22 protein-coding genes and 1 tRNA gene are annotated in these 23090 nt (G+C 65.6%); 12 read left to right on the forward strand and 11 right to left on the reverse strand.

The annotated features are described in order from the left end of the window. Window positions 1-54 precede the first annotated feature (54 nt). A complete protein-coding gene (prf1, locus tag C451_RS11445) occupies window positions 55-1302 on the reverse strand; it encodes a peptide chain release factor aRF-1 (RefSeq protein ID WP_007740686.1) in 1248 nt (415 codons plus the stop codon). 91 nt (window positions 1303-1393) lie between these two features. Here prf1 and C451_RS11450 point away from each other — a divergent pair, with 91 nt between their 5' ends. After that, on the forward strand, window positions 1394-2239 hold the full coding sequence (locus C451_RS11450; RefSeq protein WP_241431230.1) for a MinD/ParA family ATP-binding protein: 846 nt from the start codon (window positions 1394-1396) through the stop codon (window positions 2237-2239). A 65-nt stretch (window positions 2240-2304) separates the two neighbouring features. Next, a complete protein-coding gene (locus C451_RS11455) occupies window positions 2305-2919 on the forward strand; it encodes a DsbA family oxidoreductase (RefSeq protein ID WP_007740691.1) in 615 nt (204 codons plus the stop codon). 27 nt (window positions 2920-2946) lie between these two features. Here the strand turns inward: C451_RS11455 and argS are convergent, their stop codons facing one another. After that, complete coding sequence (gene argS, locus C451_RS11460; protein ID WP_007740694.1) at window positions 2947-4695, reverse strand: arginine--tRNA ligase; 1749 nt, start codon at window positions 4693-4695, stop codon at window positions 2947-2949. Between the two features lie 208 nt (window positions 4696-4903). Between argS and C451_RS11465 the strand changes: the two genes are divergently transcribed. After that, complete coding sequence (locus C451_RS11465) at window positions 4904-5608, forward strand: DUF120 domain-containing protein (protein ID WP_007740695.1); 705 nt, start codon at window positions 4904-4906, stop codon at window positions 5606-5608. Continuing rightward, window positions 5605-6288, forward strand: coding sequence for a 3,4-dihydroxy-2-butanone-4-phosphate synthase (gene ribB / locus C451_RS11470; RefSeq protein WP_007740696.1), 684 nt, complete (start codon window positions 5605-5607; stop codon window positions 6286-6288). Before C451_RS11465 ends, ribB begins: the two co-directional genes overlap by 4 nt. Here ribB and arcD read toward each other — a convergent pair. Next, the gene (gene arcD / locus C451_RS11475; protein WP_007740697.1) at window positions 6285-7724 is read right to left on the reverse strand and encodes an arginine/ornithine antiporter ArcD; all 1440 of its coding nucleotides are present in this window, start codon (window positions 7722-7724) and stop codon (window positions 6285-6287) included. The genes ribB and arcD overlap by 4 nt on opposite strands. A gap of 132 nt (window positions 7725-7856) precedes the next feature. On the opposite strand from arcD, the gene C451_RS11480 reads away from it, so the two are divergent. After that, on the forward strand, window positions 7857-8789 hold the full coding sequence (locus C451_RS11480; RefSeq protein WP_049913090.1) for a branched-chain amino acid transaminase: 933 nt from the start codon (window positions 7857-7859) through the stop codon (window positions 8787-8789). Between the two features lie 314 nt (window positions 8790-9103). Here C451_RS11480 and C451_RS11485 read toward each other — a convergent pair whose 3' ends face one another. The 3 genes from C451_RS11485 to C451_RS11495 are packed head-to-tail and all read right to left on the reverse strand — an operon-like array spanning window position 9104 to window position 12546. Continuing rightward, window positions 9104-10978: a molybdopterin biosynthesis protein gene (locus C451_RS11485; protein ID WP_007740699.1), complete on the reverse strand. Its 1875-nt coding sequence runs from the start codon at window positions 10976-10978 to the stop codon at window positions 9104-9106. Next, entirely contained in the window at window positions 10975-12183 is a 1209-nt protein-coding gene (locus C451_RS11490) for a molybdopterin molybdotransferase MoeA (RefSeq protein WP_007740700.1), read from the reverse strand. The genes C451_RS11485 and C451_RS11490 overlap by 4 nt, the downstream gene beginning before the upstream one ends. A 39-nt stretch (window positions 12184-12222) precedes the next feature. Next, window positions 12223-12546, reverse strand: coding sequence for a hypothetical protein (locus tag C451_RS11495; RefSeq protein WP_007740705.1), 324 nt, complete (start codon window positions 12544-12546; stop codon window positions 12223-12225). A 156-nt stretch (window positions 12547-12702) separates the two neighbouring features. On the opposite strand from C451_RS11495, the gene C451_RS11500 reads away from it, so the two are divergent. Together C451_RS11500 and C451_RS11505 are read left to right on the forward strand one after the other, a co-directional pair. Further along, window positions 12703-13086 (forward strand): Hsp20/alpha crystallin family protein, encoded by a 384-nt coding sequence (locus C451_RS11500; protein WP_007740707.1) that lies wholly within the window; start codon window positions 12703-12705, stop codon window positions 13084-13086. Between the two features lie 10 nt (window positions 13087-13096). Beyond that, a complete protein-coding gene (locus C451_RS11505; RefSeq protein ID WP_007740708.1) occupies window positions 13097-14875 on the forward strand; it encodes an ABC1 kinase family protein in 1779 nt (592 codons plus the stop codon). Window positions 14876-14878: 3 nt separating this feature from the next. Here C451_RS11505 and C451_RS11510 read toward each other — a convergent pair. Continuing rightward, window positions 14879-14951: transfer RNA gene (locus C451_RS11510), tRNA-Gly, on the reverse strand. A 406-nt stretch (window positions 14952-15357) separates the two neighbouring features. Between C451_RS11510 and C451_RS11515 the strand changes: the two genes are divergently transcribed. Both C451_RS11515 and C451_RS11520 read left to right on the forward strand, forming a co-directional pair. Then, complete coding sequence (locus tag C451_RS11515; protein ID WP_007740714.1) at window positions 15358-16560, forward strand: AI-2E family transporter; 1203 nt, start codon at window positions 15358-15360, stop codon at window positions 16558-16560. 132 nt (window positions 16561-16692) lie between these two features. After that, window positions 16693-17046, forward strand: a complete 354-nt coding sequence (locus C451_RS11520) for a DUF7344 domain-containing protein (protein WP_007740715.1) — start codon at window positions 16693-16695, stop codon at window positions 17044-17046. A gap of 78 nt (window positions 17047-17124) precedes the next feature. Here the strand turns inward: C451_RS11520 and C451_RS11525 are convergent, their stop codons facing one another. Then, window positions 17125-18024: an acyltransferase gene (locus C451_RS11525; RefSeq protein ID WP_007740717.1), complete on the reverse strand. Its 900-nt coding sequence runs from the start codon at window positions 18022-18024 to the stop codon at window positions 17125-17127. Window positions 18025-18362: 338 nt separating this feature from the next. Between C451_RS11525 and C451_RS11530 the strand changes: the two genes are divergently transcribed. Both C451_RS11530 and C451_RS11535 read left to right on the forward strand, forming a co-directional pair. After that, complete coding sequence (locus tag C451_RS11530) at window positions 18363-19643, forward strand: RNA-guided endonuclease InsQ/TnpB family protein (RefSeq protein WP_007740718.1); 1281 nt, start codon at window positions 18363-18365, stop codon at window positions 19641-19643. Window positions 19644-19720: 77 nt separating this feature from the next. Continuing rightward, on the forward strand, window positions 19721-20383 hold the full coding sequence (locus C451_RS11535) for a CRISPR-associated protein Cas4 (protein WP_007740720.1): 663 nt from the start codon (window positions 19721-19723) through the stop codon (window positions 20381-20383). On the opposite strand, the gene C451_RS11540 is transcribed toward C451_RS11535, so the two are convergent. From C451_RS11540 to C451_RS11550, 3 genes are read right to left on the reverse strand one after another with little or no spacing between them, the layout of a single operon-like run. After that, window positions 20380-20955 carry an L-threonylcarbamoyladenylate synthase gene (locus tag C451_RS11540; protein ID WP_007740727.1) on the reverse strand — a complete coding sequence of 192 codons (576 nt, stop codon included), beginning with the start codon at window positions 20953-20955 and terminating at the stop codon, window positions 20380-20382. The two genes, C451_RS11535 and C451_RS11540, sit on opposite strands and share 4 nt — an antisense overlap. Beyond that, window positions 20952-21458: a redoxin domain-containing protein gene (locus tag C451_RS11545; RefSeq protein ID WP_007740730.1), complete on the reverse strand. Its 507-nt coding sequence runs from the start codon at window positions 21456-21458 to the stop codon at window positions 20952-20954. The genes C451_RS11540 and C451_RS11545 overlap by 4 nt, the downstream gene beginning before the upstream one ends. Next, window positions 21458-21742 (reverse strand): glutathione S-transferase N-terminal domain-containing protein, encoded by a 285-nt coding sequence (locus tag C451_RS11550; RefSeq protein WP_007740734.1) that lies wholly within the window; start codon window positions 21740-21742, stop codon window positions 21458-21460. The genes C451_RS11545 and C451_RS11550 overlap by 1 nt, the downstream gene beginning before the upstream one ends. Before the next feature lie 107 nt (window positions 21743-21849). Here C451_RS11550 and C451_RS11555 point away from each other — a divergent pair. Beyond that, window positions 21850-23090 (forward strand): hemolysin family protein (locus C451_RS11555; RefSeq protein ID WP_007740736.1); only part of this gene is annotated, 1241 nt, incomplete at its 3' end.

A 23090-nucleotide genomic window follows, 5' to 3' on the forward strand; every position in this document is an offset into this window, starting at 1 on the left:
CTTGAACCCACGGCTGAAGCCGTGGGCTTCCGCTCGATTACGTGTCAGAACGCGTTAGACGCCGGTCGAGTACCGCAGGATGCCCGCGATACCGCCGAAGGCGTCGAGCAGCTGCTCGCCCTTCTCGAAATCCGAGGAGATGAACCGTGGCTCCGTACCGCGCTGTTCGGCGATCGAGATGAGATGGTCGATGACGTCCTCGCGCTCGACCTCGACGGGCTCGCTCCCACACTGTTCGCAGGTGTGTTCGGGCGTCTCGGCCCGTTGACCGACCAGTTCGTGATCGGTGTGGCCCTCCGGACAGTCGTAGCTCACCACGTCCTCGCGGAGGTCCTCGGAGATGAGCAGGCGATCGACCGAGCCGAGCACGAGGTTCTCGCGGGTGGGGCCGAACCCGTAGGTGGCGAGGTCGCCGCCGTGGAGTTCGGAAAAGAACTCCTCCATCTCCGCTTTGTCCTGCATCACCTCCTGGTCGGCGAGCGCGTCACTCGCGGCGTCGACGAGGTCCGAGAGCCCGGATTCGTCCGTGTAGGCGACGTCGAACTTCCCGATCACCTTGTCCTGGAGTTCGTGGTGGAGATAGTCGCCATCGAGGAACTCGTCCTTGGTCGGCGAGGGGCCGCCCACCAGAACGCCGTCGATCTCGTGGCGCTCGGGCACCATCAGGTCGTCCGCCATCCCCGCGACCTCCTGATAGAAGTTGTCGATGGCTTCCAGCCGGAGACGGGCGAACCGCTGTGCGGACTGGCCACCCTTTCGCTGCTTGCCGGGCACCAGCGAACTCGCGGATTTGACGGGTTCGATGCGCTTGCCCCGGAGCCAGCCCACGTTCGCTTCCCGTCGATCGAGCACGACGAGGCCGAACAACCCCTGATCGGCGAGCATCTCTTCGAGGGGTTCGGTGACGAACTCCGAGGAGCAGCGGTACATCGACGCGTGGATCGGCTGTGGCGGATCCTCCAACACTCTTGTGACCATCTCGGTGCGACCGCCACCGGTGTCGATGGCACCGCTGAACACCGCCATACCGTTGTCGGGTGGGAACGTGTCGTAGTAGCGGAGTCGGTCCTTGATCGACTTCAGCGCGTCCTGCACGTTCGTGCGAGTCTGTTTGGATTTGATGTTCGAGGCCTCGGAATACTCCTCGTTGATGTGAGCGACGTTGTCCGAGATTTTTTCGTCGGGAGTGATGTAGAGACTGACGAGCTGCGTTCCTGATCCTTCGTACTCCTTGAGATCCTCGATGACCCGCCGGAACTCGTATTTCTTCCTGTCGGACTGTTCGGTTTGCGAGGTACTCATTGAGGTATACTACCGCCTTCGGTGGTAAGTACCCTTTGACAACCCCGATCGCGCGGGCAGTTTTATGTGGATGCTCGTGGATAGAACGGCCATGAGCGGCCACATCTACGCGGTGGCGGGCGGCAAGGGCGGCGTCGGCAAGACCACCTCCGCGATCAACCTCGGCGCGGCGCTGCGCGCGGCAGGCCACGACACGATCGTCGTCGACGCCGACCTCGCGATGGCGAACCTCGGTGCGATGGTCGACGTTCGCTCCGGGCCGACGCTCCACGACGTGCTCGCGAGCGAGGCCGCCCTCCACGAGGCGCTCGTCTGGCTGCCCGAGGACGGATCGCCGACGCGCTCGCCGCCCGACGAGGGACCGCATCTCGTCGCCGTTCCCGGATCGCGCTCGCTCGATGCGTTCGCCGACGCCGATCCCGACGAATTGGGTGGCGTGCTGCGCTCGCTCGCCGACGCGGCCGATTTCGTGCTCTGTGACACCGGTGCAGGGCTGAGCCACGAGAACGCCGTCCCGCTCGGCGTCGCCGACGGCGTGGTCGTCGTGACGACGCCCGATCCCGTGGCCGTCGCCGACGCGAGCAAAACGATCGACTTCACCGCCCGTGCCGGCGGAACGATCGTCGGCGCGGTCGTGACCCACGCCGGCGAGGAGACCGACATCTCGGCGCTCGCCGACGAACTCGGCATCGAGATACTGGCAGTCGTCCCCGAAACCGACGCCGCTGGTGACGAACCGCTCGTCGAGATTGCCTCTGAGAGCTACGCTGCCGACGCCTACGAGCGCCTCGCGGCGACGCTCGCCGATCGCGGCGATCCCGGTACAGGAGCGTTCGCCGATAGTGATCTCGTGGGTCGATCGACGGAATCCGAAACGAACGATGCGACCGTGGTCGAGCGGCTCTCGGGCGTGTTCGATCGGAGCGAGAACGACTGAAGTCGGTGGACAACGATCGCTCGAATCGGCACGAGAATCATATACCACGGGATTGTATCCCATCCATGAGCGAGCACCCGACGACGATCCGCGAGTACGCCGACTACGCCTGCCCGTTCTGTTATCTCAGCCATCGTTCTCTCGAAGAATATCGTCGAACGAGAGACGAACCGCTGGTCGTCGACTGGCGACCCTACGATCTCCGGAGCGACAGCCGCGACGCGAACGGCGATATCGAGGGCGAGATGGGCTATCCGGAGGAGGTCGAACAGCGCATCGAGCAGTTGCGAGCGGAGCACGACGCAGACGAGATGCTCACTCCCGATACGGTCCCGAAGGTCGATACGCGCGACGCACAGCTGGTGTCGCTATACGTCAAAAACGAGCATCCCGATCGGTGGATGGCCCTCGATAGTGCGCTGTTCGCAGCACTGTGGGAGGATGGCCGCGACATCAACGACGAGGACGTGCTGGCCGACGTGGCGACAAGCGTCGGCGTGGATGACGACGCCGTTCGCGACGTCCTCGCCGACGACGAGTATCGGGAGCGACTCGCCGAGCAGTTCGCCGACGCGCGTCACAACGGTGTCACGGACGTCCCCACGTTCGTCGCGGACGGCCGCACCGAGACAGGGTTCCTTTCAGCTGACGACCTCGATGCGTTCGTTCGCGACGAATAATCGGCGATTCTCACCGACAGCGGCGGCCTACATCGATTCGGGTGCGGCGACGCCGAGCAGGCCGAGCGCGTTCGCGACCGTTCGCCGGGCGGCGGCCACGAGCGCGAGGCGCTGTCTGCGCACCTCGCCGTCGGCCGAGAGCACGGGACACTCGCGATAGAAGGCGTTGAACGCCTCGGCGAACGTGCGCGTATAGGTGGCGACGACGTGTGGGGCGAGCTCGTCGGCAGCGCGCTCGACGATCGCCGGGAACCGACCGATCACTTCCAGCAGTTCGCGTTCCTCGGCGGTCGTGAGCTCGCTTGCATCGACGATTTCGGGCGCGTCGTCGATTCCCTCGGCCTCGCTGAGAATCCCGCAGGTCCGCGCGTGGACGTACTGGACGTACGGCGCGCTCTGGGCCTCGAAATCGAGCGCACGTTCCCACTCGAAAGTAATCGATTTCGCGGGCTGTTTCGCCACGATGTCGTAGCGTACCGCACCGATCCCCACCTGGCGAGCGATGCGCGCCACGTCCTCCTCGTCGAGTTCGTCGTCGCGGATCCGCGAGTCGAGCCGGGATTCGACCTCCTCGCGGGCGCGCTCGATCGACTCGTCGAGCAGATCGTCGAGATCGACGCCGGTGCCCTCGCGGGTGCTCATCCCACCTTCGGGGAGGTTGATCCACGAGTAGTAGACCGAATCCAGCTTGTCCGTATCGTTGCCGAGAATCGAGAGCGTCTCGCGGAGCTGTTCGGCCTGGAGTTTGTGGTCCTCGCCGAGCACTGTGACGGCGCGATCGAAGTTGTCGAACTTCCATTCGTGGTGGGCCAGATCGCGCGTCGTGTAGAGGCTGGTCCCGTCCGAGCGGAGGAAGACGAGGTTCTTCTCGAAGCTCGGCAGTTCGAGCTGCCAGGCTTCCTCCTCGTAAATTGCATAGTCGGTATCCTTGAGCCGCGCGACGAGATCGTCGGTGCTCCCGTCGCGGATGAACCGGGTCTCCTTCACGAACTCGTCGAAGTCAACGGGCAGGCGCGCGAGCGACTCGCGCATTCCCGAGAGCACGCCGTCGACGACCGCTTCGACGCGCTCGTAGGTCGCTTCGTCGCCCGCTTCGAGCCCTTCGAGGATCGCACTGATCTCGTCCTCGGCGTTCGCGCGCTCGTCCTCGCTGGCGTTTTCCAGGAACTCGTTGCCCTTGCGGTAGTAGCGCACGAGGTCGTAGTCGCCGCGCTCTCGTTCGGGTTCGGGGAGGTCGCTCTCGTCGAAAGTCTCGTAGGCCCACGTGAACACGGCCATCTGCCGGCCGGCGTCGTTGACGTAGTAGTGACGCGAGACGTCGTAGCCGGCGAAATCGAGCACGTTCGCGATCGCGTCGCCGACGATGGGGTTGCGAGCCCGGCCGACGTGGACGGGACCAGTGGGGTTCGCACTCGTGTGTTCGACGACGACCGTCTCGTCTTTCGCGTCGAGCCGACCGAACCCCTCGTCGCCGGCCGCCTGCAGGGTGTCGTCGTAGTAGGCCTGCGAGGGGTGGAAGTTGACGTACGGCCCGGACTGCGAGACCGATTCGATGTAGTCGTACTCGGTGGGATCGATCTCGGCGGCGAGATCGCCGGCGATCTGTGGCGGCGGTGCACCCACTTCTGCGGCCAGTCGGAAGGCGACGCTGGAGGCGAGTACGGCATCGACGGATTCGGGTGGGTCCTCGATCCCGGGGTCGTTCGGTTCGACGTCGAGCGCCGAGAAGGCGTCCGACAGCGCCGCCGCGACGTCGGCGCGAAACGAGAGGAACATACCCCCGCTTCCGTGGCTCCCGCTAAATGCGTGTTGGGTTCAAGCGAGCCGAATTCGGGAGCGATCGATCGCTCCCGAAAGCCGAGGGGTTTACCGTCGTCAACCCGTCCGGTCGATGATTACTGTCCGAACGTCATCGCACCATCACGTTTTTGGTATGCATACCATATCCGGCACGCTTATGCGGGACGACGCCTTTTATTCAGTCATGCCGATGGCAACCGAGGGCGCGATCGGAAACGACGAACTCGCCACCCTCAAGCTGCTGGCGCTCGACGGAGCGCTCGACAGCGACGTCAAGATTTCCTGTGCGAACCTCGCGGCCGACCTCGATGCCTCGACCCAGACCGCCTCCAGACGCCTCCAGCACCTCGACGACGCGGACTTTCTCACCCGTGAGACCGTCGCCGACGGCCAGTGGGTCGCCGTGACCGAGGCCGGCGAGCGCGCGCTACGGGCCGAACACGCCGACTACCGACGCCTGTTCGAGGAGCACTCGACGATTTCGCTCGATGGGACGGTCACGAGCGGGATGGGCGAGGGTCGCCACTACATCTCGCTGTCGGGCTACATGGCGCAGTTCGAGGATCGACTGGGCTACGAGCCGTTCCCCGGCACACTCAACGTCTCGCTCGCCGCCGAGAGCACCAGGACGCGGACGGCGCTCGATGCGGCCGAACCGGTCGAGATCGACGGCTGGGAAGACGACGAGCGCACTTACGGCCCGGCGTTCTGTTATCCCGCGACGGTCGTCGTCGACGCGGCGGAGTACGATCGTGCTCACGTCATCGCGCCCGAACGGACCCATCACGACGAGGATAAACTCGAAGTCATCGCGCCGGTGAAACTCCGCGAGGAACTCGGGCTCGACGACGAGGATTCGATCACCGTGCGCATCGAGGTGGCACCGTGACATCGCGAACGAGCGATCACGCGGTCGATCACGGGAGCGCGGAGCCAGTCGAGCGCGCGATCGACGCGATGGCCGCGGGCGAACCTGTTTTGATTCACGACGCCGCCGACCGCGAGGGCGAGACCGATCTCGTCTATCCCGCCGATGCCGTCACGCCCGACGCGGTCGCACGCTTGCGCAACGACGCCGGTGGGCTGATCTGTGTCGCGCTCTCCGATCCCGTGGCTCGCGCGTTCGATCTCCCGTTCGCCCGCGAAGCGATCGACCATCCCGCGGCCGACGGGGGGAAACTGAGCTACGGCGATCGTTCCTCCTTTTCGCTGACGGTGAACCACCGCGACACCTACACCGGCATCACCGACGACGACAGATCGAAAACCATCACCGCGCTCGGTCGTGCGGCCGCCGCACCCGAGACGTTCGATTTCGCCGACGAGTTCCGCGCGCCGGGCCACGTCCATCTGCTTCGCGGGGCCGCCGAGGGGGTAGACGACCGCCGCGGCCACACCGAACTCGCGCTCGCGCTGGCCGATACGGCCGACCGACCGCCGGCGGTCGTCGTCTGTGAGATGCTCGATGATTCGGGCGGGGCGCTCTCGCCGGCGGGTGCGCAGGCCTACGCCGAGCGCCATGGTTTGGTATACGTCGAGGGACGCGATCTCCTCGACGCTTTCCGTTAATCGTCGGCGGCCGTCGCCGTGTCCGTCGGTGTGCGCTGGGCGGTGCCGCGGCCCGTGTAGGCCATCACGAACAGCACTACCGGCGAGAGGAAGCCGAAGAAGTAGTAGGGAACGAACGCCCACGAGGTAGCGAACCCGAGCACGCCGGCCATGTAGACCGCGCCGGCGTGCCACGGGAAGAGCGGGCCGGAGGGCGTGCCCGCGGCCTCGACCGCCCGTGAGAGGTCGGTCGTCTCCAGATTGTAATCGTCGTAGAGGCTGCGCAGGCTGAGCCCCGGAACGACGATACTCATGTACTGCTGGGCGGTGACGGCGTTGGTCACCATCGCGGCGACGCCCGTACCGGCCACGAGCGAGGTCGACGAGTCGATCGCCGCCGTGAGATGGTGGGCGAGTGTCGCCAATATCCCCGTGCGTTCGAGCAGCCCGCCCAGCGAGAGCGCGGCGACGACGACCGCGATCGTCCACGCCGAGCCGGTGACGCCGCCCGCGGCGAGCAGTTCGTTGACGACCTCGCTCCCCGTTTCCGGGGCAGTACCGTTCAGAAAGACGTCCCAGGCGTGGGTGAACGAGACGCCCTGGGCGACGATCGTGGTCAGCACGCCTGAGAAGACGCCCGCGAGCAGCGACGGCAGCGCCGGTACGCCGTAGAGCGCGAAGCCGAACGTCACGAGCAGCGGGGCGAAAACGAGCGGGCCGAGCGCGTACGACGACGCGAGCGGATCGCTGATGACGGCGACGTTCGCGCCGCTCGGGTCGATGACGACCGCGCCGAGCGCCGCGTAGGCAAGCACCGAGAGGCCGAACGCGACGAACGTGCCCACGCGCATCGCGTTGATGTGATCGTAGAGATCGCTGTCGGTGACGGCGGCCGCGAGATTCGTCGTGTCAGAGAGGGGGCTCTGCTTGTCGCCGGCGTAGGCACCCGAAACGATCGCGCCAGCCGTCATCGGCGCGGGGATGCCGAGCCCTTCGCCGATGCCAAGGAAGGCGACGCCGAGCGTTCCCACCGTCGTCCACGAGGAGCCGACCGCGACCGCGACGACTGCTGCGAGCAGCGCCGCCACGGGGAGGAAAACCGCCGGCGAGAGCAGCCCGAGGCCGTAGTACATCAGCCCCGGGATCGTGCCCGCGCTCGTCCACGTCGCGATCAGCCCGTAGATGACGAACAGGATGAGGATCGCCTGAAGTCCCATCCGTAGCCCGCTCGCGGTGGCCTCGTAGATCCCCTCCCAGTCGTACCCGAGTCGATAGTGGACGAACAGCCCGGTGAAGACGATCGCCCACAGCAGCGGCCCGTGCGGCGCGAGGCCGAGATAGCCCGAGCCGACACCCAGGGCGACCACGACCGCGCCGACCGGCACGAGCGCCTCCGCGAGGCTCGGCCGTTGCGACGGCGCGAGATCCTGGTAGGACAGCGGTTCGAACTCGCTCATCGACAGCGACTAATTCACGAAGGTAATTAAGCGCCGCGAAATAATAACCAGAGCGTATCCGATCTCTCTCCCGGCAACGATTGCACGAACCGACACTCGTGGATTTAAGACGTGGCCCGCCGTCCGTCCGGTATGAGCGGTTTCGATGACATGGACGTCGACACGATCTGGATGGACGGCGAGTTCGTCGACTGGGACGAGGCACAGGTCCACGTCCTCACCCACGGACTGCACTACGGCTCGGGCATCTTCGAGGGCGTCCGCTGTTACGACACCGAGGAGGGCCCGGCGATCTTCCGCTGGGACGAACATCTCGACCGGTTCTACAACTCCGCGAAACCCTACGACATGGATATCGACCACTCGCGCGAGGAGCTCACCGAGGCGACGCTCGAACTCATCGAGCGTCAGGATCTCCAGTCGTGTTACATCCGCCCGCTGGCTTACTACGGCTACAACAGCCTGGGCGTGAGCCCGCAGGATTGCCCCACCAAGACCGCCATCGCCTGCTGGCCGTGGGGCACCTATCTCGGCGAGGAGGCGCTCGAAAACGGCGTCGACGTGATGGTCTCGTCGTGGCGCAAACACGCCTCCAGCCAGGTCCCGACGAACGCGAAGACCACAGGACTATACGTCAACTCGATGCTCGCCGGCGAGGAGGCCCGCCGTAACGACTACGTCGAGGCGATCGTCCTCAACAAGGAGGGGAACGTCGCCGAGGGTCCCGGCGAGAACATCTTCCTCGTCAACGACGGCGAGATCTACACGCCCGGCCTCGCCGAGAGCATCCTCGACGGTATCACTCGCCGGACGGCTATCACGCTCGCACGCGATCTCGGCTACACGGTCCACGACGAGGCGGCCATCAGCCGCGGCGAGCTCTACACTGCCGACGAACTGTTCTTCACGGGCAGCGCCGCCGAGATCACGCCCATCCGCTCGGTCGACGACGTCACGATCGGCCCGGGCGAGCGCGGCCCCGTCACCGAGGAGATCCAATCGAAGTTCTTCGAGGTCGTCGAGCGCCGGACCGACGACTACGACGAGTGGTTCACCTACCCCTGAAGCCACCACTTTTTTACAGAGGGTCCTCCCTCGCGCCTGCGGCGCTCGGTCAAACCCCCTGCAAAAAACCTGGACTAAAAACGCCCGCTCGCTCACTCCGTTCGCTCACGGTGAACCGCGCTCGTTCCACTCGCGCGGATGCTACACTTTCCGCACCGACCGCAGAAGTCCTCGCTCCCTCACATCCGTTCGGTCGTCTGCTCGCGGGCCGGAGGCCCGCTCGCACGGTACGAGGGATCTTCGGTCCCTCGCTACTCACCCTTCATCCGCCGAGGCCCCGAGCCGCAGCGCAACCGCCACCGCCGCCCGGCACTTCAGGGGCCGTAGCCGGGCAGTTCGTCGAGCAGATCGTCGATCGTGTCGAGTTCACGGTCGAGTTCTTCGACACCGGCTTTGTCCATTCGTTCGGGGTTCGCGAGCACGCGCACTCGCTCGGTGCCGATCGGAACGAATCCACAGCCGAGGTTCGCAGCCGTCGCGCGCAGGCCGAGTCCGACGTCGGCATCGCCCGCGAGCACCCGGCGCGCGGGACTTTCGTGGGCCTGGACGGTGAACTCGAACCCCTCGATCGCTTCGACGAGCTCGTGGCGCTCGACCTCGCGCTCGTCGGCGAGCTCCGCGAGCGCGTTCCCGAGACTCGTCCGGAGCCCCGACTCTGTCGGTCGGTTGACGAAGCGCAGTTCCTCGTCCACGAGCTCGCCGAGCCCCGTCACACCCTCCGGATTCCCGTCGGGCACGACGAGCCCCCACTCGCGCGTCCAGCCGCCGATCTCGGTGCCGACCTCGGTGTTGATCGAACTCACGCCGACGTCGGTCACGCCGTCGCGCAGGTAGCGCTGTCCGCCACGACTACCCTGGCGCAGATAGCGCGGGCGATCCAGCCGATCGAGCAGCCGCGAGAAGAGCGGATCGTCCTCGCCGACGCCGAACAGCGTCGGCGGGCGGACATCCGGCGAGAACAGCTCGACCGTCACCCGCTCGCCCTCGTCGAGATAGTTGACGTTGGCCGGCATCGGGACGATCCCGTCCGCCTCGACGAGGCTCGTAGTCGCGCCGCTGCCCTTGTCGACGGGCGTGGCTAGTAGTTTTCCGTCACCGTTCGTCACCAGCCCGACCGGCGCGAGCCGGCGGCGGCCACCCTCGTAGCGCTCCCGACCACTCATTCGCGCCTCGACGGTCGCCGTCTCGGGCTCGGGCAGTCCCGCAGCCCGACGGATGGCCGGTGCGACGAACGTCCGGAAGATCGACAGTGCCGAGACCGGATAGCCCGGCAGACCGACGTACGCCGCCTCGTCCAGCCGGCCGACGAGCATCGGTTTGCCCGGTTTGATCGCCACCCCGTGCAGGAGTAGCTCGCCCTGTTCGTCGATGACGCGATAGACGACGTCGACGGCGCTCGCGGAGGTCGACCCAGAGGAGAGCACGAGATCGCACTCGTCGGCGGCCTCCCGGAGCACTCGCTCCATCGCGTCCATGTCGTCGCCCGCGTGCGGGTAGAGAACGGGTTCGCCGCCGGCCTCCCTGACGCCCGCGGCCGTCGTGTAGCTGTTCACGTCGTAGATCTGCCCGCGCCCGCTGTCGAGCTCCTCACCCGGTCGGACGAGTTCGTCGCCCGTCGAGACGATGCCGACCCGTGGTTTCGCATGCACGGGCACCTCGTCGATCCCGAGCGCCGACAACAGCCCGATCTCGCGGGCGGTGAGGCGTGTTCCGGGACCGAGCGCGCGCTCGCCGGCCGCAATGTCCGCACCGGCGGCCATCACGTTCTCGCCCGGCGTCACCGACGTGCGGACGAGCAGTTCGCCGTCCTCTTCGTCAGTTTGTTCGACGGGTACCATCGCGTCGGCCCCATCGGGCATCACGGCCCCGGTGGCGATCTCGACGGCCTCTCCACTTTCCGGATCGGCGGCCGGGCGCTGGCCCGCTTCGACGGTTCCGACGAGGCTGAGCGCGACGGGATCGCCCTCGCTCGCGCCGAAGGTATCCCGTGCGCGGAGCGCGTAGCCGTCGAGCCCCGAGCGATCGAATCCCGGTACGTCCAGGCCGGCATCGACCCGCTCGGCGAGCACTCGTCCGTTCGCCTCGGCGAGCGGCACGCTCTCGCTCCCACCGCCGATGTCGAGCCCGGCGATCGTCTCGTGGGCTTCCTCGGGGGAAGCGAGATCGCGGAACTCCTTTCGTCCGCTCATGGCAGTTGCTCCCAGTGTTCGACGGCGACGGTCTCGCCGGCCGGCAGCCCCTCGCTCGATTCGGGAATGATAACCCAGCCGTCGGCGAGCGCGACGCTCGACAGCACGCCCGCGCCGCCCGTTCGTACCGGCACGGCTATCGAATCGTCACCCTCCTCGTTCAGTTCGACGCGCGCAAATGTCCGCGTCCCAGGCTCGCTCGGCAGTTTCGCGTCGAGTCGCGCCTCGGTCGTCGGCTGCGGGTGGCGAGAGAGACGTCCGATCCGCTTGAGTGCCGGTCGGAGCAGCTGCACGGCGGTGACGATGGCCGCGACCGGATAGCCCGGCAGCGCGAGTACGGGTGTCTCCTCGACGATCCCGATCCCGACCGGATGGCCGGGTTCGAGCGCGACGCCGTGGATCAAGAGTTCGCCCAGCTCGTCGACGATGGATGGGACGAGATCACGCTCGCCGACCGACGAGCCGCCCGTGGCCACCACGATCTCCTTGGTGAGATCGCGCTCGATGGCCGCCCGCAGCGCCGCCCGGTCGTCGGTGACGACATCCCGGTAGGTCGCCTCGCCGCCCCAGCGCTCGACGTATCGCGAGACGGTGAGCCCGTTGGTCTCGATCGTCTCGCCGGCTTCCGGCCCGTGCTGGACGAGCTCCTCGCCGGTCGGGATCACGCCGACGGTCGGCGGGTCGTACGTCTCGATCTCTCCGATGCCGACCGATTTCACCAGCCCGAGATCCGATGGCCGAAGGCGATGGCCGGGCTCGTAGAGGCGCGTTCCCGCTTCGACGTCCTCGCCGACGGGTGCGACGTTCGCCCCTTCGGCGACCGGCTCGTGGACTTCGATCTCCCCATCCACCTCTTCCGTTTGTTCGACCATCACGACCGCGTCCGCCCCTGCAGGAAGTTCGCTGCCGGTGTGGACCCACGTTCCGGCTCTCGGGTTCGTCGTCTCGTCGCGATCGAGGACGGCCGGCGAGCGCTCGCTCGCGCCGAAGGTATCGCGTGCGCGCACCGCGAACCCGTCCATCGCCGCGCGCTCGTAATGGGGTACGTCCCGCCGGGCGTCGATCGCCGTCGCGAGAACGCGCCCGTCGGCCGCTTCGAGCCGGCGTGTCGTCGTGCGGTCGGTCGGCACGAGACGCTCTTCGAGGCGCTCGCGCGCCCGATCGAGGCGCGTCAATCGCTTGAACCCCGCGGTGGCGTCGCTCATGGACGCTCTACGGACGGCAGTACAAAAACGTCTGGCGGGTCAGTGCAGGCCGGCGACGAGGATCGTCTCTTGGCGGACGACGAACTCCGGCGCGGACGACTCCCGTGTGTCGACGGTGAGGCTCGCGGCCCCGCCGTTGTCGGCGTGGAGCTCGACCCGGAGCGTCCCGCTGTCGATCCCGGCCGATTCGATGGCGTACTGGCTCTCGCCGGCGACGGTGTGACTGGCCGTGTTGACCACGCCGTCACCACTGGTGATGCGCACGTCGAGCGCGTGGGCGGCATCGTCCTCGTTGCGAAGCACGACCGCAGGTGGGGTCCGTCCGTCGTTCACCTCGATACCGTTGCGCGGGGCCTGCGTCATTACTGTTCAGGATGACCGTGTCAGACAAGAAGGGTACTGATGGTTGTGGACGGTTTCTCACTGTTTCGGACCGTTTCGGATCGTTCGCGGGCGTGATCGTCCGTTTCGACGGCCGCTATCGCGGGGTTTTTCGCCGTGGCGCTGTTTCGCTTACCCATGTCCGCGCTGTCGAACGCGCTGGGTGATCTCCCGGACCCGGTGTTCGCCGACCTGTACGAATCCGAGACGGCGTATCTCATCGTCATCGACCTGCCCGGCGTGAGCAGCGAGACGCTCGACGTCCGGACGGAGGGAACGCACCTCCACATCGAAGCGCGTCGAGAGAAGAACCTTCCGATGGCGTTTCGCTACCTGCGCGAGGATCGCCCGCTCTTTCTCGACACCGACCTCCCGCTGCCGCCGACCGTCGTCGCGAGCGAGGCCGACGGCTCGCTCGATCGCGGCACGCTCACGCTACGCCTGCCAAAGCGCGAGGGTACCGACGAGACGACAATTCCGATAACGACCGGCGAGGGGCCGGGGTCGGCCGCCGAGACGTGAGGGTGCCGCAGTGAACGTCCGTGCGTACGGACGATTCTTCGTCGTCGTCCGCCAGTTCTTCCCGCTGATCGTCGCCTATCTCCGCGATCGACGGCGCTACATTCTCTTCGGCGGGCGACGGGAGGTCACGAGCGCCATGCGTCGCGAGCGCGCGCGAACGCTGCTCGATACGCTCCTCACCCTCGGGCCGACGTTCATCAAACTCGGGCAGATCCTCTCGACGCGGCCTGACGTCCTCCCGCCCGAATACGTCGCCGAGTTCTCGAAGCTCCAGGACGAGGTGCCGCCGGCTGACTGGCGCGAGGCCGAGGTGGTCATTCGTGAGGAGCTCGGCCCCGCCGAGGAAGCCTTCGACAGCTTCGACACCGACGCCATCTCCGGGGCGAGCCTCGGACAGGTCTATCGGGCCGAACTCGACGGCGAGCAGGTCGCCGTGAAGGTCCGCCGGCCGGGCATCGAGGAGCTCGTCGAGGCCGACCTCAAGGTGATCAAGTGGAGCCTGCCGATCATCATTCGGTTCATCGGCGAGGCACGCTCGTTCTCGCTCGAAACGCTCGCCGACGAGTTCGACACCACGATCCACCAGGAGATCGACTACGGGCGCGAGGCACGAATGTTGGAGGAGATCAAGGCGAACTTCGTGGGCAACGACGACATCCGCATCCCGAGCGTCGTCGAGAGCCACTCGACGCCGCGCGTGCTCACGATGGAATACGTGAGCGGGACGAAGGTGACCGATACCGACGAACTCGACGCGATGGGGATCGATCGAACGGGACTCGCCGAACGCCTCGAACGCATCTATCTCCAGATGATCGTCGACGACGGTGTCTTCCACGCCGACCCTCATCCGGGCAATCTCGCGGTCAAGCCCGACGGAACCCTCGTCTTCTACGACTTCGGGATGAGCGGCCGCGTCGAGGGCTACGTTCAGGAGAAGATCGTCGAGTTCTACATCGGCATCGCCAACCAGGACATCGACGCCATCCTCGACGCGCTCGTCGAGATGGGCACGCTGAGCCCCGAGGCCGACCGCGAGACGATGGGCAACGTGATGGAGCTCGCCATTCAGGACGTGCGTGGCGAGGAGGTCGAACAGTACCGCATCCAGGAGGTCGTCGGCCAGGTCGAGGACACGATCTACGAGTTCCCGCTGCGCTTGCCCGCCAATCTCGCGCTGGTGCTCCGCGTCGCGACGGTCGTCGAGGGGGTCTGTGTCACGCTCGAACCGAACTTCGATTTCATCTCGGTCGCCACCGACTACCTCGTCGAGGAGGGCTACCGCGAGGAGGGGATCAAACAGTTCTTCGAAAGCCGCGGCGAGGAGGTCCAGGAGCTCGCGGAAGCGGCGGTACGAACCCCGCCCAAACTGGAGCAGGCGATCGATTCACTGAATCAGGGCGAACTCTCGGTCCACGCCGACCTCGACGACACCGATGGCCTGTTCGAGTCGCTCGCCAACCGTCTCATCTTCGGCGCGCTGCTGACCGCGGGCGTCATCTCGACGGCGATGCTCTACTCCTTTGCGACCACGGGCGCGACCGTCGTCGCCGCCGCCTTCTCGATCGGCGTCGCGCTCTTTCTCGTGCGCTCGTTTCGCAGCGGTCGCTCCGGAACGCGGGCGACCCCCGAGTTCACCCGACAGGGACTCAGCCAGCAGCGACCGACCGAAGCGGAGGGCACCGGCGGTATCGAGGCGATGGCCGAGGCGGGTGAGGACACGGAATCAGAATCGGAGTCGGTGGGAGCACCGACGGGCGACCCCGAGGGTGACATCACGAACGAATAGGACTGCGTCAGCCGCGATTTGAACGCGGGTCATCAGCATGGGAAGCTGAGGTGATACCAGGCTACACCACTGACGCGCGTTCCACGCTTGTGCGACCGGCATCATAACGATAACGGTCACGGTCCACCGGGACGATCGACGTGTCATCGTCGAGCCGGACACCCACGACCGTTCTCACTACGTCGATTACAACTGATTGCAACGCAGTTCGTGTTGTCGGTAGTCCGAAACAGAACGTTTTTGACCCACCGCAACCGGTAGTCGATAGGCTGGCAGCGGACCAGTCTGGAAAACCCCGAAGACAGGGTGATGCCACGCAACGGGGTCTTTTTTGCCGGTTGCGAACCTGCCTCCGAGCGGGAGCACCGTCGTCCCAGCTATCGCTTTCGGACCATCTGTAATGAGCTTTGTGGTGGTTCTGGCCGCCGATCACGTTCCATCGCCGGCAGCAGCGTTTTCCGCCGGTCGGTGTTTGCGAGCATATGGATAGCGTTTCGTTCGGCGATCGCTCACAGATCGCCTGGTGGCTGCTCGGAGTCGTGGTCGCGGCGACGGTGCTGTTCGTCGGCTACTCGTTCGTCGGGACGTTCGTGCTCGGGCTGTTCGTCTACTACGCCGTCCGACCGGTGAACCGCCGACTCGAAGACCATCTGTCGAGCGGCCTCTCGGCCGCGCTGACGATGGTCGTCGTCGCGCTGCCGGCGCTGCTGCTGGGTGCGTATCTCGTCGTCATCGGTCTCGGCCAGCTCAGTTCGCTCCAGGGGACGCCCATCGGTGAGTACACGAAGTTCCTCCAGCCGTATCTCGACGTCTCGAAACTCCAGGGTGGGCCCGTCGACGCGCTCACCGTTCTCAGAAATCGATTGAGCCAGTCCGGCGTCCTCCAGCAGGTGCTCAACCAGGGACTGGGCGTGCTCTCGACGCTCTCCGGCGGCCTGTTGCACGTCTTCCTCTCGCTCGCGTTCGCGTTCTATCTCCTGCGCGACGAGCACGACCTCGCGGCGTGGTTTCGTGCCGAGGTCGGCGATCGGGGGACGGCCCAGCACGCCTTCCTCTCGGCGATCGACCGGGATCTCCACTCGGTCTACTTCGGTAACGTACTCACCGTGTTGCTCGTCGCGGTCGTTGCCGTCGTCGTTTACAACGGACTCAACGTCGTCGCGCCGGCGCAGCTCTCGATCCCGTTGGCGACGGCGCTCGCGCTCGCGACCGGGCTCGCGAGTTTCGTCCCCATCGTCGTCGGCAAACTCGTCTACGTCCCTCTCGGGCTCTATCTTGCTGTACAGGCGTTTCGGACCGATCCCACGCTGCTGTGGTTTCCGGCCCTCTTTTTCGTCGTCTCGTTCGTCCTCCTCGATATGCTGCCGGTCATGTTTCTCCGGCCGTATCTCTCGGGCCAGAGCCTCCACACCGGGCTCGTGATGTTCGCCTACGTCCTCGGCACGGTCCTGTTCGGCTGGTACGGCCTGTTCTTCGGGCCGCTGGTCGTCGTGTTCGTCGTCCAGTTCATCAACGTCGTGTTGCCGGAGCTGCTTCACGGACGCTCGGTCGGGCCGGAGACGAGTCCGGCCACCGACGTCGGTTCCGCACCTGCCGATGCAGGCGCGACGAGCGAGCCGTCCGACGGAGCGGACGACACGGCCACGACGAGTGACGCGACCGACGGGGCAAGCGACGCGGGCTGAACGCCAATTATCGACCGTCTCACCGTCCGTTCGCCGATCCGACGGTCGTCAACGTCGTCAGGGAACGGACGCTACCCGGATCGATCATGCAAATTCTTTATCACTGGTACGCTCGTGCGTTCATCCGTCCCAATGTCCGACAACTCTTCGCCCGCCGAGCGGACGGCCGCCGACGCGATCGATCCGTCGGTTCCGAGCACTGGGGACGCCAGAAAGCAACATCTGATGGGCTGTCTCGGTCGTTTTTTCTATCCCGTCGAGCTCGTCACCCTCGCGACGCACGTCGTGGCGAGCGAGCGCACGACCGCGCTCGAATCAGTGAGCGACGACGAGCGGACGCGCGTCGCGATCCGTCTCCATCACATCCACATCCCCGAACTCGTCGAGCGCGATCTCGTCGAGTACGACCCCGAAAGCCGGATGGCGATCGCGGCGTCGGACTCGACCGCCGCGCCGGAGCGCTCGCGATGGTCGAACGTTCCCTGACGTGCTTCGATGCGCGTTTTTCGTCGGACGATAGCCGTCGCTATTCCTCTGATCGTCGCCTGTAACGTTTGTTCCTCCTCAGTTCGGCGGCGTCAGATCGCGGCCGAACTCGTCGAAGACGTCGAGTTTCGGCGGCAGATCGCTTTCGAGACGACGCTGCTCGCGGCGGTCGGCGTTCGCGTCATCGACCGGCTCGGCGACCGACTCCCAGCCGGGTTTGATGCGGATCGATGTCGCGGGCGTCCCGACGGCGACGTGGTGGGCCGGCACGTCGCGCTGGAGGACGGCCTTCGCGCCGAGCATCGCGTTCTCGCCGACGTGCACGCCGGCCCGCACCATCGAGTCGTAGCCGAGACGGACGTCGTCGTCGACGATCGTCCGGAAGTTGTCGACGTCGGTCTGGTCGACGAGGTCGTGATCGTGGCTGTAGATGTGGGCGTCGTCGGCAATACTTACCCGGTCGCCGATGGTGAGTTCCCCCCGATCGTCGAGATGGACGTCGTCGTGGACTACCGTGTTGTCGCCCATCGTGATGTTGTGGCCGTAGGTCATCGAGATCCCCTTGAACAGTCGGAGGTTCTCGCCCGCCTCAGCGAAGAGGTGATCGGCGAGCATCGCCCGGAAGCGCAGCGCGAACTCGACGTTGTCGGCCATCGGCGTGGCGTCGAACTGCCGCCAGAGCCACTGGAGATGCTTCGATTCCTCGAATTTCTCCTCGTCCTTTTCGGCGTAGTATTCGCTTTCGAGTGTCGCGTTGCAGGGATCGTACCCCTGCAATCGCACCCGTTCGGCCGGTGAGACATCCTCGCCGTCCTGGAACCGTCGGTAGGCGTCGCCGTCGCCGTAGAGGCCGGCGAGCGTCTCGGCGACCACGGTACAGGTGTCTTCGGGCCCCGAGAGCCGCTCGTCGACGTCGGTGAGGAACTCCTCCAGGCCGGCTTCGGCGGCTGCCGGCAGCGTCACGTGGCGTTTCGTCATCGCCGAGAATTGTGATTCCGGGCCAATATGGCTTCCGTCATCGGCACAAATATGCCATGGTTGATGGTATTAGTTGCCATGACGGTCGTGCTGTCGAAGGTTCGGGTGAGAGGGAAGGGAGAGGAGGGGGGTGGAAGGTAGCAACGACGAGAGACGCGTACGAGTGTTTATACAATAAACAGGCGCAGTATCTACGGCTTTAGCCGTGGGATACGCGCCGTAAGCTGTATCTCGGTTTTGTTCAACCACTGGTTACTGCAAGCTGATGGCTGGACGGATATTCCAAGCCGGATCGGTATCTTTACGTTCAGAGCCTTCATAACCAGTTATGAAGGCAGATGACGACGCGTACCATCCGAACGTTCGAGGCCACCATCCCGAACCAGCAACAGGTTCGTGATGACCTCGATGAACTCGGGTGGGCCGCGTCGAAACTCTGGAACGTCGGTCGCTACTACGCACAAGGTGTGTGGGACGACACGGGCGAGATTCCCGATGACGGGGAACTCAAACGCGAACTCAAGGGCCACGAACGCTATACGGACCTTCATTCACAGTCCAGTCAGCGAGTTCTCGAAGAACTCGCTGAAGCGTTCAACGGTTGGTTCACAAAGCGTCGGAACGGCGACAGCCGTGCCCGACCGCCCGGCTACCGCAAACGCGGCGATTCGCACCCACGCTCTACGGTGTCGTTCAAAGCGGCTGGCTTCAAACACGACGCACAGTATCAGCGCGTTCGCCTCTCGAAAGGTCGCAATCTCAAGGAACATCGTTCGGACTTCGTGCTCTGTGAGTACGAGACGCGCCCCGACATGGACCTTTCCGAGTGGGATATCCAGCAGGTTCGGGCCGTCCACAAACGCGGCGAGTGGAGGCTCCAGTTCGTCTGTCGAACCACCATTGACCCCGACTCACCGGGCGACCGAACGGCGGGTGTGGACCTCGGAATCAGCAACATCGCTGCCGTCTCGTTTGGCGACGAAACCATGCTGTTCCCCGGTGGTTGGCTCAAAGAGAGCAAGCACTACTACAAACAGGTCGAGTACGAGTGCGAAGGCGAGAACGGGATTTCGCGCCGCGCTCGGAACGCGAAGCGCACGCTCAAAGACCGCCGCCGACACTTCCACCACGTCCTCTCGAAACGCATCGTCGCCGAGTGCGTTGAACGCAACGTCGGACAGCTCGTGGTCGGCGACCTCGGCGGAATCCGTTCCGAAGACGACGGTTCCGGTCGGGACTGGGGCCGTCACGGGAACAAGATGCTCCACGGATGGGGTTTCGGCCTGCTCACAACCATGCTCGAATACAAAGGCGAAGCCGCCGGTATCGAGGTGGCCGTGGACTCCGAACGGAATACGTCGAAGACCTGCTCGGTGTGCGGCCACAAGAACGATAGTCAGCGCGTCGAACGCGGTCTGTACCACTGCCAGCAGTGTGGTCGGACGGCGAACGCCGATGCGAACGGCGCGGAGAACATCAGACAAACGCTACTCCCGAATCCAGACGCATTTGACCGTCTGGATAGGGATAACGGCTGTTTGGCACAGCCAGCAGTGTGTTCGTTCGATGCTACGGATGGGCGGTTCCATCCACAAGAACGGGCGCATTGCGAACCCTAATATCCCACCGGCGGCCGGGATTCCCACGCCTTCAGGCGTGGAAGGATGTCAAACCGGATGACACGGCCAGCCGTCGCATGGGAAAACACGCTTTCAGCGACCTCAGATCCGCCGCCTACTGCCCACGGCAGTGCTACTATCGCCAGCAGGACGACGATCGTGGACCACCGCCGGAGGTCGAACAGCGCCGCGAACTCGCCTTCAGATACGAGGAGCTCCTCGCCGGAGCGGAGCTTGCCGACGCACCGATCGCGGTCACGCCGACCCAGCTCAGAACGAACCTCTCGTGTGCGAAAGCCCGCTTCGAGGCCTTCGACGAACTCAGCGATCCTGCAGCTCGGGACGTACTCCTCACGGGCAAGGACTGCCGCGGCATTGCCCACAAGATTTTGGAGCTCGATACAGCCGTTCCGTCACTCGTTTCGGCCGGCAGTCCGCCGGAAAACGGTGTCTGGCACCCTCAAACTGTCCACGCCGTCGCGGCCGCGAAGGCGCTCGCCTACGAGCGCGAGACGCCCGTCGAGCGGGCGTTCGTCGAATACCCGACCTACGGCGTGATTCGTGAAGTGTCGCTGACGACGCGGCGGAAGGCAGCCTACCGGACGGCGGTTCGCACGCTCGAATCGATCGATGGCCCGCCGCCGCGCCTTGACGACCGCTCGAAATGCGAACCCTGCGAGTACCGTGAGGAGTGTGGCGTCAAAACGCGATCGCTGCGCTCGTTGCTCGGGCTCGGCTAGTCGAGCCACGCCTCGATATCCGTCACTCGCGCCCCGCGGCGGTGGATCGTGCCCGAGGCGACGTCGACGACGCTGCTCTCGGTGCCCGGACACTCGCCGTCGTCGAGCACGGCTCCGCAGGCCGTCCGCACCGATTCGCCGATCTCGTCGACACGTCGCGCGCTCGGCTGGCCGCTCACGTTCGCGCTCGTCGAGGTCGCTGGCCCGCTCTGTTCGAGGAGCTCCCGTGCCACAGGCTGATCGGGCACGCGTACCCCCACTCGGGAGCGGCCGGCGGTCAGGACGTCCGGCACTTCCTCCCCTGCCTCGACGAGCACGGTGACGGGGCCGGGCAGGAACTCGTCCATGAACCGCTGCTCGCGCTCGGTGGGCTCGGTGTGGGCGAGCGCTGCCTCGACGGTCGGCACGGCCAGCGAGATCGGTTTCTCGTGCGAGCGGCCCTTGACCGCGAAGACCCGTTCGACGGCGTCGGCGTCGAGCGCGTCGGCGGCGAGCCCGTAGACCGTCTCGGTCGGATAGACGACGAGTCCGCCCTCACGGACGGTCTCGGCGGCAGCCGCAACGTCCGTCATAGCTCGTCGATGGCCGCCTCGATCGCGTCGTAGTCGGGGAAGGACGGCCACTCCTCGGCGACCCAGGCGTACCGGATCGTCCCGTCCGCGTCGACGACGAACGCCGCGGGTCGTGGCTCCGATACTCCGGCCATCCCGTCGAGGTCGTTGACGATGTCGTATTGCTCGGCGACGCCGTTTCCGGGATCCGAGAAGAGTCGGGCGTCGACCCCTCGCTCTTGAATGAGCCGCTTGTGCTCGTAGGGCGTCGAGATCGACAGACCGACGACGGCGATCTCGTCGGTCCAGCCGCGCTCGCGGATCTCGTTCCACGCGTAGGTCGCGGGAAAGGCCCCGTCCATCGGGTGAAAGAGCAGGACGAGCGGGCCGTCGTCGAGCAGCGTCGAGAGCGAAACGTCGGTCCAAAGCTCGCCGTCGACGAGCGGACGGGTGAAATCGGGTGCCTGCTCGCCGGCCTCGGGATGGTCGGTAGGTTCGAGCTCGACCACGTCGAACTCGACCATCAGGCGCGCTCCCCGTAGGTACCGTCGAGATATTCGACGATATTGGCGCTCTCGGCCATCGTCACGCCGGTGTTCGGGTCCACGACCGCTGGCACGGTGCGCTTGCCACAGGCACGCTTGACCGCGTCGCGTTCGGAGTGCAGCGCCTCGACGAATCGCGACTCGTAGTCGATGTCGAGCTCATCCAGTCGGCGGACGACGCGCTCGCAGAACGGGCAGGCTTGGAGTCGGTAGAGCACGAGCGGTTCGGTCGTCTCGGTGGCTGTCGATCGGGTGGTGCTCACGGTGACGGTTGGGGCGAGATCGGCCTAAGAGCTTCGCCTCTCCCCATCGATCACGCTCACAACCATGCGAACGTTTAATCCGGCCGGCGGGCAAGAGCGCCACGTCGATGTATCTCCCCGCGTTCGTGTTGGCTCCGTTCACCACGCCGCTCGCCGTCGATGTCCTCGGGCTCTCGATCGACGAGGGAACGTTCGTCGGCATCGGTGTCGCCGTCGTCGTCGTCCTCATCGGGCTCTCGGCGTTTTTCTCCTCCTCGGAGATCGCCATGTTCTCGCTGGCCGCCCACCGCGTCGAGGCGCTCGTCGAGGAAGGCACCCCGGGAGCGGCGACGATGGCCGAGCTCAAATCGAACCCGCACCGGCTGCTCGTGACGATCCTGGTGGGCAACAACCTCGTCAACATCGCCATGACGTCGATCACGACGGGGCTGCTCGCGCTCTACTACCCACAGGGCGCCGCCGTCGCCATCTCGACGTTCGGCATCACGGCGCTCGTCCTGCTGTTCGGCGAGAGCGTGCCCAAATCCTACGCCGTCGAAAATACCGAATCCTGGGCGCTGACGATCGCCCGGCCGCTGAAACTCGCCGAGTACGGACTCCTGCCGCTCGTCGTCGTCTTCGATTATCTCACCCGCCAGATCAACCGCATCACCGGTGGCGGGTCGGCGATCGAGACCTCCTACGTCACTCGCGACGAGATCCAGGACATCATCGAGACGGGCGAGCGCGAGGGCGTCATCGCTGAGGACGAACGCGAGATGCTCCAGCGCATCTTCCGGTTCAACAACACGATCGCCAAGGAGGTGATGACGCCACGGCTCGACGTCACCGCCGTCACCACTGACGCGAGCATCGAGGAGGCCATCGAGACCTGCGTTCAGAGCGGCCACGCGCGCGTCCCGGTCTGTGAGGGCAGCCTCGACAACGTCATCGGTACTGTACATATCCGTGATCTCGTCCGTGATCTCAACTACGGCGAGTCGGGCGATCTCGACATCGAGGATCTCATCCGGCCGACGCTGCACGTCCCCGAGTCGAAGAACGTCGACGAACTGCTCACCGAGATGCGCAGCGATCGCATGCGTATCGCCATCGTCGTCGACGAGTTCGGCACCACCGAGGGACTGGTCTCGGTCGAGGACATGATCGAGGAGATCGTCGGCGAGATCCTCGAAGGCGGCGAGCGCGAACCGATCGAGGAGATCGACCCGGACACGGTGCTCGTCCAGGGTGAGGTCAACATCGAGGACGTCAACGAGGCGCTCGACATCGAACTGCCGGAGGGCGAGGAGTTCGAGACGATCGCCGGCTTCATCTTCAACCGGGCCGGCCGGCTCGTCGAAGAAGG

The organism is Halococcus thailandensis JCM 13552 (genome assembly GCF_000336715.1).
GTDB classification, from domain to species: domain Archaea; phylum Halobacteriota; class Halobacteria; order Halobacteriales; family Halococcaceae; genus Halococcus; species Halococcus thailandensis.